We start from the raw sequence: 8,234 nt of genomic DNA on the forward strand, positions 1-8,234 counted from the left end.
TATACCACTCAGTATTATAGCTTTCCACGTACAATCACATTATTTAATAACAAAAGAGCATTACTCACTTAATATCAAAGGCTTCAATGTATTGCTCATTGAAGCCTTGGGTTTATCCCGTCGCTATTACAAATAGAATGATGACTTTGATAGTGCAGACGGGTGACTGCGCTGGTAGGTACTTGTTAAAACACTCCGTGATACGTGTGTGTATATTTGCGTTGTTGATATATTGGCATGCCCTAACATTTCTTGAACATGACGAAGCTCAGCACCGTTATCAAGCATAATAGTCGCTGTGGCATGTCTAAATAAATGACATGCTCCAGCTCGTTTATGCCCTGCTAGTTTGACATACCGCGCAACCATTTCAGATAATTTATTGGCTGAATAACGCCTACCATTATTAGCAAGAAATAATGCGCTTCCTGTACTAAGGCTAGCCATGTTGATGCGTATTTTCCCTAAGTAGAGAGTGATCCATTCACAAGCTCGTTTACTGATGGGGACAATACGATCTTTATTCCCTTTACCTCGATTAACTCGAAGTAAATGCGCGGTTAGATCAACATCATCTATATCTAAGTTCATCAATTCTGTTCGTCTAATACCTGTAGCATAAAAGGTTTCTAAAATAGCGCGATCCCGTAACCCTAAGACACCGAACAGGAGTGATTGTGAAAGTATTTTTTCAATCTCAATTTCACTGAACAACGCTTTGGGTAATGCGCGTCCTTTGCTTGGTAATTCAATATGCTGCAATGCATTCGTAGAAAGTAGTTCTTTCATATAAAGTTTTTCAATAAATGTTTTAACAAAAGTAAGTAGGTTTCGCTTTTGAGCTAAACATAACGGGTTACCATCAAGCGCTTTACGATAGCAATTAAGATAAGCCATATAATCATCCATTAAGTCTAAATCTATTTTGTCAGCACTATAAATACGCTGTGCTATGCACCAACGAGCAAACTTTTTAAGTCCTGCTTTCTTACCGCGAATTGTGTCTGGTGATTGCCCTTTAGCTTCGCATAACCACAGATAATATTTAACGCAAAGCCAAATGCGCCTACTGGTTGGCTTATCCATAAATCATCTCCTGTATAAACTTGAAACCTTGGGTTATATACTTATCAGACTCAGGTTTACACCACTGTATAATAGGTGATTGCCAATGGCGTATACGTTGACCATAACGATACCCAATGGCTGCAATTACATGGTTGTGCTTATCCATTGTGGGAAAAATAATGCAGCTGCGAAATAATTCATGCCCACTTGGGTTTAATAGTTGGCTACGCTTTAAGCTGCCTCGCATTGCACCTCCTGTTAATGTACGCATAGCTAAAATGTGTTTGCCAAGTGTACGATTACATACACCTACATGAGCACTGTAACGAAAGGCATGTGGTATACGCGATGACTGCCCAACAAATAATTGCATTGCAGGATCGTGTAAATAGCATTGCATGTAGTAATTAAAAACCTGCTGGATATAACTGTCATCAATATTGACGGGCTTTATAAGTGGATTGTCATTCACCATCGCAGTGTACTCCCGTGGTGGGATCAAATTCTTTTCGCATGGACTGACCATGCATAGAAATTTTATGTGCTCGATGAATGATCCTGTCCATTATTGCATCAGCAAATGTTGGCTCACCAATGTACTCATGCCATTTTTCAACGGGCAGCTGAGAGGTGATAATTAAAGAGCCTTTCCCTGTTCTATCTTCAATAATTTCCAGCAAGTCTTGTTTACCATAATCATTAAGAGGCACAAGTGCCCAATCATCCAATATGAGTAACTTAAACTTCAACAATCTCATTCTAAATTTTGGAAGTGAACCATCTAAACGCGCAATTTCCATATCCTCTAACAATCGTGGCGTTCTATAAAACAAGACCGCATAGCCTTTACGCATTGCTTGTTGCGCAAATGCACACGCAATATAACTTTTACCAACTCCGGTTAGCCCTGTTAACAAAATATGCTGCGACCGTGTTAACCACTCACAGTCAAACAGTGATTTTACTTGCTCTCTATCAAGGCCTCGTGATGCCTGAAAGTTAATATCTTCGACGCAGGCATGCGTTAACGTTAGCTTGGCAGCTTTTCTTGCTCGGTTTTGTCGCCGTGCTTCACGGTCGTTAATCTCAGCATCACTCAATAGAGCCAGGCGTTCATCAAATACTAAACGTAATGTGTCAGGGCTGTTAAGCTGTCGTTGTAATTCAGCCGTCATCCCATAGAGCTTTAAAGTATTAAGGTGCTCTATCGTTTGTTGTAGCAACATATTACAACCCTCCTTGTTGATAGTATTGAGCACCCCGAATATTATAATGAAGCGGTAGCTCGCTTTGTGTAGATAAGGCGTTACGGCGTTGATCAATTTTGCATTGTAAAATTGACCGAACACTTTTTACCGTTAGTGATTTAATATCTACAGCACATTGGCATGCAATCTCAAAGCGTTCTTCTCCATAGAGCTTAGCTAAACTTTTTAACTGTGAACACGCTTTACTTGCTGTCATTGCATAATTCGGCTTACCTAAAAATTGACTATCTACAAGCGCAATTGCAGCTTCACCAATGCTTTTAGCCCAAACGAGATAATGTTCAAGATTTTTCTCTGCGTATGCCTGATAACTCGAAGGGCGATGTGCATTTTTGGTGGTGTAACCATCTACGATATCACTTTTAACATGGCTGGCTATGCGTTGATTAGCGCAAATGAGTTCAACACTTTTAGATGTTATGCGTGCCTCAACCTGTCGATCAACATATTGATACGGTACTGAGTAATAATGTTTCTCCACGGCCACATGATAATCACTATTTACGCGTTGAGCGCTTACCCAACTAGCAAACTCAAAGGGGCGCTTGGGCAAAGGTTGCAAAACAGGTTTATCTAAAGCCATAAAGCGAGAGTGACGACAGCCATCAATGCGCTTAAAAGGACGTCGATTAAGTTTTTCCAACAAAGCGATAATCGCAAGGTTGATCTCCTCAACGCTAAAGAATTGTCTTCTGCGAAGGATTACAGTTATCCAACGAGTTACAATTAATACGCCTATTTCAGCAAGTGATTTATCTTGTGGTCGGCGAACCCTTGCCGGTTCAATCACACAGTTATAATGCCTTGATTGCTCCAAATAGGTACGATTGATGATCGGTAATGAACCAGGCTTCGTTACCGCTGATTTTAAGTTATCAGGCACAACAACTTGTGGTACGCCACTAAAAAAGGCATACATGCGATTATGCGCTTCGATAAAACCCTCTAACTTTTGGCTCTTTGAGGCAAAAGCAAAGGTGTATTGAGAGCAACCTAAAACGCCAACAAATACCTGAGCCTGCCTGCACTCTCCTGTATTATTATCAATGTAACCAATGGTTTTACCTGCGTAATCAACATAAACACATTCACCTGCATAATGTGTTTGGCGCATAGACACATCTACTGATTTTAAATAACGGCGGTAATAAAAGTTAAACTGCGATTGGCAATAAGCGGTTTCAGGATCTACAACACAATACTCTTCCCATAACTGCGCTAAGGTTTGATGTTTGTGCATCTGCATAAGTGTGTGAATATGCGACCAATCAGGTTGTCTTTTATCTTTATCTGGGGTCTTCCTGCGATTGAAATGTGCTAACAGCACCGCATCGTTCATAGACTGATATGTTTGCCAATCAAAACTCAGCTTAGTCAAATGCTGTCTATAACGCCTCACTGTATTAGGTGCTACCGCGAGCACTCGTGCAATATGATGGTTTGAGTAGGTTGTTGTGAGTATTTGCCTCACTATTTCTTTGATCAGCACGATGCTAATTGTATTTGATTTTTTCATGGTGTTGTTTACCTTTAACTCAGACATAGTCCCTCAACGTTTACATTGATGAACTATGTGATTCAAAAATAAAGACACAGACGTAACTATCCGCTGACTAAAATTAAGTCAGCGCTTGATATTTTACGCAGAAAGTTTATAGTGAGTTAGTCGACGTCAAACGACAACGCACTGAGCTTTGGGAATTGGTTGCTGCCAATTTAGTCCAAAGCTTTTTGCTTTCTAGGCCTTTGTTAAATAATCTAGTTATCTTTACGTATTTTACTTAATCAATATAACTCCCTCCCGCTTTTATTGCATATCGCCTTTGTGCTAAGTAATTTGCTACATCTTTAACAAGTACAAAATACCCGCGCCGTTTTTCCATTTTAAAAACAGGCACTGGCACGGTATTACGTACAATGGATTGTCGCAGTGCTTCTTGTGAAGCATACCCTAAGGCTTTCAATAAATGATCGCCTGTCATAATAGGGCCATGAAGCTTTAATAGGTCACTTTCTAAAGCAACTGTCAGCACCTCAACATCATTCATTTTTATTACCTTTTATGTTTATAACTAACCGTGACAAAGTGTTTAGATTTTAGGCATATTTTCAGCTAATCTGGTAGTGTCTAATTTTTTAGGTTTAGGACACAGTTTTTAATTACAGAAAGTTAAAATACAACTTAATTACAATAACTTACACTTGTCCGTATCGTTTAGCACAGATTTATGAACAATTTTCAGAGAGCGTTGATGATAAAAAATGCCGCTAATTTAAAGAGAGTTCGCTACGTCGCAACGCAGTTATACATGCTCTGTTTGCAAGAAAAATCAGGTGGTTTATCATTTGGTTCAATAGAAATGCACTTCAAAAGAGCGCCTTCGCAATCCAAACAAGCTTATTGGGGAAGCCACACAGGGACATTTTATAAATATGCAAAAGGGAGTGTCAGAATTAAAGATCACTCATTAATTGAGCGTATTGAGGAAGATGAGCAATACCAAGGCTGCAAATATATCTTAAGTCACCCTTTATGGCAGATATTAGAAAACCCACACGCGTCAATAGCAAGCCTCTGGGAAATAATGCGGATATTAAATCCAACAATGCAAACACGCTTATTCAAATTTAATAAAGCGAGCAACGTATACAAACGAAAATATTGGACAAACTCAACGCACTTTTCGCGGCTCAGTATGTACAATAATTTAGACGCACTGGCATGCTTAATAATACTGATAAGAGAAATGGAACTATTAAAAAAATGGCATACCTATGTTCAGGTAAAGTGGTATGTTCATGACCTGTTTATTCGGCTCACGTATTTTAAACCCTTATCGTCGATACACCTTGAGCTCTATGCGCTTATCTATACTCACTTTTTAGCTAAAAATAACCCTATAACAGCAGATTATTTTTCAATTGAAAAACAGGATGTTTACCAACATTTTAAAAGTTACTTTAAATCACCGAATTTAATTGACGATTTTTCACTTTATCACCGGCTGTTAAAGCAGACGTTGTTGCATGCACAAAAAGTAATAAATATTGGTGACACAAAAGAGGCACAACTGGATTTTTTGTTTTGGGTCTCAGAGCATAACCTTTTAAAAGTTCATCGTGCATTTAATGAATTTCAAACAACAGCGCAACAACCTCCATTAATTAAAAAATTAATAAAGGCCTGCTCAGATCCAAATACACGTAGGCACATTAATAGTTCAGAGTTTTTAAACATATAAATATTGACCCTCATGATCAACACAGCAGAGCACTTTACTGGGCAGGCAATACTGGTTTTAATAGGCAGCAAATAACAGCAAGCCTAGGCAACTTCACTGGTGTCACCAATTAGTGGCGCTGCACTCATTTGCCCACATCGCTGATGACAGCTGCCAACTACAACCAAAATACGTTGCCTAGTCCGCTGCCAATATTGCCCATAATAAATACAGCTCTACGTTTAAGTTAACAATTAACTACGGATGTCATATTTTCTACTCTAGTTTCTGCTTGAAAATAGTTGACAGGCAAAAGGCAAGACGCGACCCCATTCTTTTCATTCTCTGAAAAGTACATGTTCAAAATATTAACACTTACCAACACGGGCAATATTTAATTCCCCCTGACGTTTCCGAGTCATAAAAAAGCCTCGCGAGTTGAAGTGTGAGGCTTTGGATTCAATAAACAGCATGCTTCCTAGCTACTTAACAACTAAGTAAGAATCCAACTTATGGACTCCCATTACAATACCTGAGATTGATTGCTGACTTAAACGTGCAGGGAAATCCTCGACTAGAAATCCAAAAAAACACCAAGACTTTGCTAATGATAATAATAGCTCAGCTCTCTCGTTTCCATTATATATCTTATAAAAAAGTTCGTCTTCTATGATGGCGAAATCATTTTCCTCTATAGCTTTATTAACTGGCTTGTCAAAAGAAAAATCTTTTGTGAGAAGATTTAATCCATTCTTATTCAACCATTCCAATAATATTTGATCACTGTTAGGAGAAGCTTCAATACTATCGCTTGTAATACGCTTAGATACATGATTATCGAGATCTGAATTTTCGACACCAGTGTAACGTGACAAAAGAATTGCACTACTAAAGTTATCCCAACGAACTTCTCTCACAATCAAATTAGAACAGGGGACAATGTTTGCATAGAAGTAGTCTTTTGCTTCGTTGAATTTAAAATTTATGTCAATCATTTTTATTGCTTCTCAACTCTGTCGTCATTAGGGAAATAATCAAAACGTTTTCCGTTCACATCTGTATAAGTCACATGTGGGCCTCGTGCAGTACCTTCAGCATGTGTATCTAAATCATTATGCAACTGTTCACCAGTTTCCGGATTAACCCACGCACCTTGCGCACTGCCTACTGGAGCATTTGGGTTTCCTTTCCAAGTCCACCCTTCCCCAGGAGCATTTTCAAAATCAGCTCCCTTAGGGTTTCCACCAATCAGATCCGTAATCTTACCTTTGGCAATATCTTCAGCCGATTCATTGAAAACAGCATTGAATGCTTTATAAATGGTGGTTCTCTTAAAATCAAATGTAACACCACTTGTATTAGGCGAAGAGGTAGTTAAGTATGGGGGTACTCCGACAGAGCCTCTACCACCAGTATGTTGAGTACCGCCCGCAGCTATTGGAACTCCAACAGTTGGAGGAGGAACAACTAATATTGCGCTTTTACCATTCGGATCAGTATATCTATAAGGATTATTATTCGCATAAGTATATCTATTGAAGCTATGCACATCGCGGAATCCAACAGGATCATTCGAATAAAAACGACCTATGACTGGATCATAGTATCGTGCCTGCATATAGGTAAGTCCAAGCTCTCGATCATTTTGATGCCCAGTAAAACCGACAGTATTGGTACTTGCTGCACTGCTATCTTTTATTGCTTTACCATATGGGGTGCTACCATCACGCCATATCACGTTGCCACCTTCATCAGTCTCAACGATGGGCGTGCCTAATAGATCCGAATGGATATAGGTGACACTTCGTGCTTCAACAATTGTATTTTTTAACACGGCCGTTAGCATTAATATAAAAACAAAGAATATTCTATTCATTGACACTTCCTAGTTGAATGGTCCGCCTAAATGGCCTTCATTAATTACATCTATATTTCTAGAGGAGGAAATTGTAGCAGCTCCAAACTCGCAAGTAACAGTTACTCTATCATCAGAGAAAAAATCTAATATCACATTTCCGCTCGAAGATAGGTCATCCAACCCAGCGCTAGAATTAGCTATGGTATTCATTGATTTACCAAAGGTTATTTTACATTTGTCAGCGCCATTACTAACCCAGCTAACTGTCATACTCGTTCCAACTGAGGGAACTGAATAGCTACTAAAATTCACAGTTCTATTAGGTCGGATAACCCATATATTTGAACTTTGTTTATACCCGGTGCAGCTGTTATTCCTACAGGCTTTTACACGGTAAGCGTAAGTGTTATCGGAAATATTTGAACGAGTGTGACTACGAGCGCTTCCTGTGTATACAGTAGTCCAGACGTTACCTTTTCTCTCCTGCAATTGATAACTTGAAGCTCCCGTTACAGCGCCCCAGCTAATAGCAAATGTACCATTGTGATCCTTAGTACCATTATCTGCTGCATAAACAATGGATGTTGGTGTAAGGATATTAACTAAATTACCGCTTTCTTTATAACCGCCCCAGCCTGAATTATTACCAGCCCTGACCCGATATTTATAGGTACCAACCGCTCGACCTGTGCGCGAATAACTTTTAGCATTTGTGGAGCTTAATAAAGTTGTCCACCCGCCTTGAAGTGGCATAGTTAATTTGGCCACCTACTTAGAGATGTTATTATGCATCTCATCAAACGTTAGGTGATACAAATG

At 39.2% G+C, this 8,234-nt stretch carries 9 protein-coding genes; 1 reads left to right on the forward strand and 8 read right to left on the reverse strand.

The window, feature by feature from the left end:
• Positions 1–126: 126 nt before the first annotated feature.
• The 5 genes from AAEY68_RS11160 to AAEY68_RS11180 form a co-directional block, all read right to left on the reverse strand.
• On the reverse strand, positions 127–1,086 hold the full coding sequence (locus AAEY68_RS11160; RefSeq protein WP_169021090.1) for a tyrosine-type recombinase/integrase: 960 nt from the start codon (positions 1,084–1,086) through the stop codon (positions 127–129).
• Positions 1,079–1,543, reverse strand: coding sequence for a hypothetical protein (locus AAEY68_RS11165; RefSeq protein ID WP_169021089.1), 465 nt, complete (start codon positions 1,541–1,543; stop codon positions 1,079–1,081). Before AAEY68_RS11165 ends, AAEY68_RS11160 begins: the two co-directional genes overlap by 8 nt.
• Positions 1,533–2,294, reverse strand: a complete 762-nt coding sequence (gene istB, locus AAEY68_RS11170; protein ID WP_350585926.1) for an IS21-like element helper ATPase IstB — start codon at positions 2,292–2,294, stop codon at positions 1,533–1,535. The genes AAEY68_RS11165 and istB overlap by 11 nt, the downstream gene beginning before the upstream one ends.
• A 1-nt stretch (position 2,295) precedes the next feature.
• A complete protein-coding gene (gene istA / locus AAEY68_RS11175; RefSeq protein WP_350585927.1) occupies positions 2,296–3,879 on the reverse strand; it encodes an IS21 family transposase in 1,584 nt (527 codons plus the stop codon).
• A 238-nt stretch (positions 3,880–4,117) separates the two neighbouring features.
• Positions 4,118–4,384, reverse strand: coding sequence for a pyocin activator PrtN family protein (locus AAEY68_RS11180; RefSeq protein WP_350585928.1), 267 nt, complete (start codon positions 4,382–4,384; stop codon positions 4,118–4,120).
• 204 nt (positions 4,385–4,588) lie between these two features.
• Here AAEY68_RS11180 and AAEY68_RS11185 point away from each other — a divergent pair, with 204 nt between their 5' ends.
• Positions 4,589–5,578, forward strand: coding sequence for a hypothetical protein (locus tag AAEY68_RS11185; RefSeq protein ID WP_350585929.1), 990 nt, complete (start codon positions 4,589–4,591; stop codon positions 5,576–5,578).
• Positions 5,579–6,039: 461 nt separating this feature from the next.
• Here AAEY68_RS11185 and AAEY68_RS11190 read toward each other — a convergent pair whose 3' ends face one another.
• The 3 genes from AAEY68_RS11190 to AAEY68_RS11200 are packed head-to-tail and all read right to left on the reverse strand — an operon-like array spanning position 6,040 to position 8,168.
• Positions 6,040–6,552: a hypothetical protein gene (locus tag AAEY68_RS11190; RefSeq protein ID WP_350585930.1), complete on the reverse strand. Its 513-nt coding sequence runs from the start codon at positions 6,550–6,552 to the stop codon at positions 6,040–6,042.
• Between the two features lie 2 nt (positions 6,553–6,554).
• Entirely contained in the window at positions 6,555–7,433 is an 879-nt protein-coding gene (locus AAEY68_RS11195) for an RHS repeat-associated core domain-containing protein (RefSeq protein WP_350585931.1), read from the reverse strand.
• Between the two features lie 9 nt (positions 7,434–7,442).
• Positions 7,443–8,168 carry a hypothetical protein gene (locus AAEY68_RS11200; protein ID WP_350585932.1) on the reverse strand — a complete coding sequence of 242 codons (726 nt, stop codon included), beginning with the start codon at positions 8,166–8,168 and terminating at the stop codon, positions 7,443–7,445.
• Between the last annotated feature and the right edge of the window lie 66 nt (positions 8,169–8,234).

The organism is Pseudoalteromonas sp. RB2-MNA-CIBAN-0110, assembly GCF_040309305.1.
Lineage (GTDB): Bacteria > Pseudomonadota > Gammaproteobacteria > Enterobacterales > Alteromonadaceae > Pseudoalteromonas > Pseudoalteromonas arctica.

Excerpts from the sequence above, each read along its gene's own strand:
- AAEY68_RS11160 (WP_169021090.1), bottom strand. The coding sequence starts at position 1,086 with ATGGATAAGCCAACCAGTAGGCGCATTTGGCTTTGCGTTAAATATTAT.
- AAEY68_RS11165 (WP_169021089.1), bottom strand. The coding sequence starts at position 1,543 with ATGGTGAATGACAATCCACTTATAAAGCCCGTCAATATTGATGACAGT.
- istB (WP_350585926.1), bottom strand. The coding sequence starts at position 2,294 with ATGTTGCTACAACAAACGATAGAGCACCTTAATACTTTAAAGCTCTAT.
- istA (WP_350585927.1), bottom strand. The coding sequence starts at position 3,879 with ATGTCTGAGTTAAAGGTAAACAACACCATGAAAAAATCAAATACAATT.
- AAEY68_RS11180 (WP_350585928.1), bottom strand. The coding sequence starts at position 4,384 with ATGAATGATGTTGAGGTGCTGACAGTTGCTTTAGAAAGTGACCTATTA.
- AAEY68_RS11185 (WP_350585929.1), top strand. The coding sequence starts at position 4,589 with ATGATAAAAAATGCCGCTAATTTAAAGAGAGTTCGCTACGTCGCAACG.
- AAEY68_RS11190 (WP_350585930.1), bottom strand. The coding sequence starts at position 6,552 with ATGATTGACATAAATTTTAAATTCAACGAAGCAAAAGACTACTTCTAT.
- AAEY68_RS11195 (WP_350585931.1), bottom strand. The coding sequence starts at position 7,433 with ATGAATAGAATATTCTTTGTTTTTATATTAATGCTAACGGCCGTGTTA.
- AAEY68_RS11200 (WP_350585932.1), bottom strand. The coding sequence starts at position 8,168 with ATGCCACTTCAAGGCGGGTGGACAACTTTATTAAGCTCCACAAATGCT.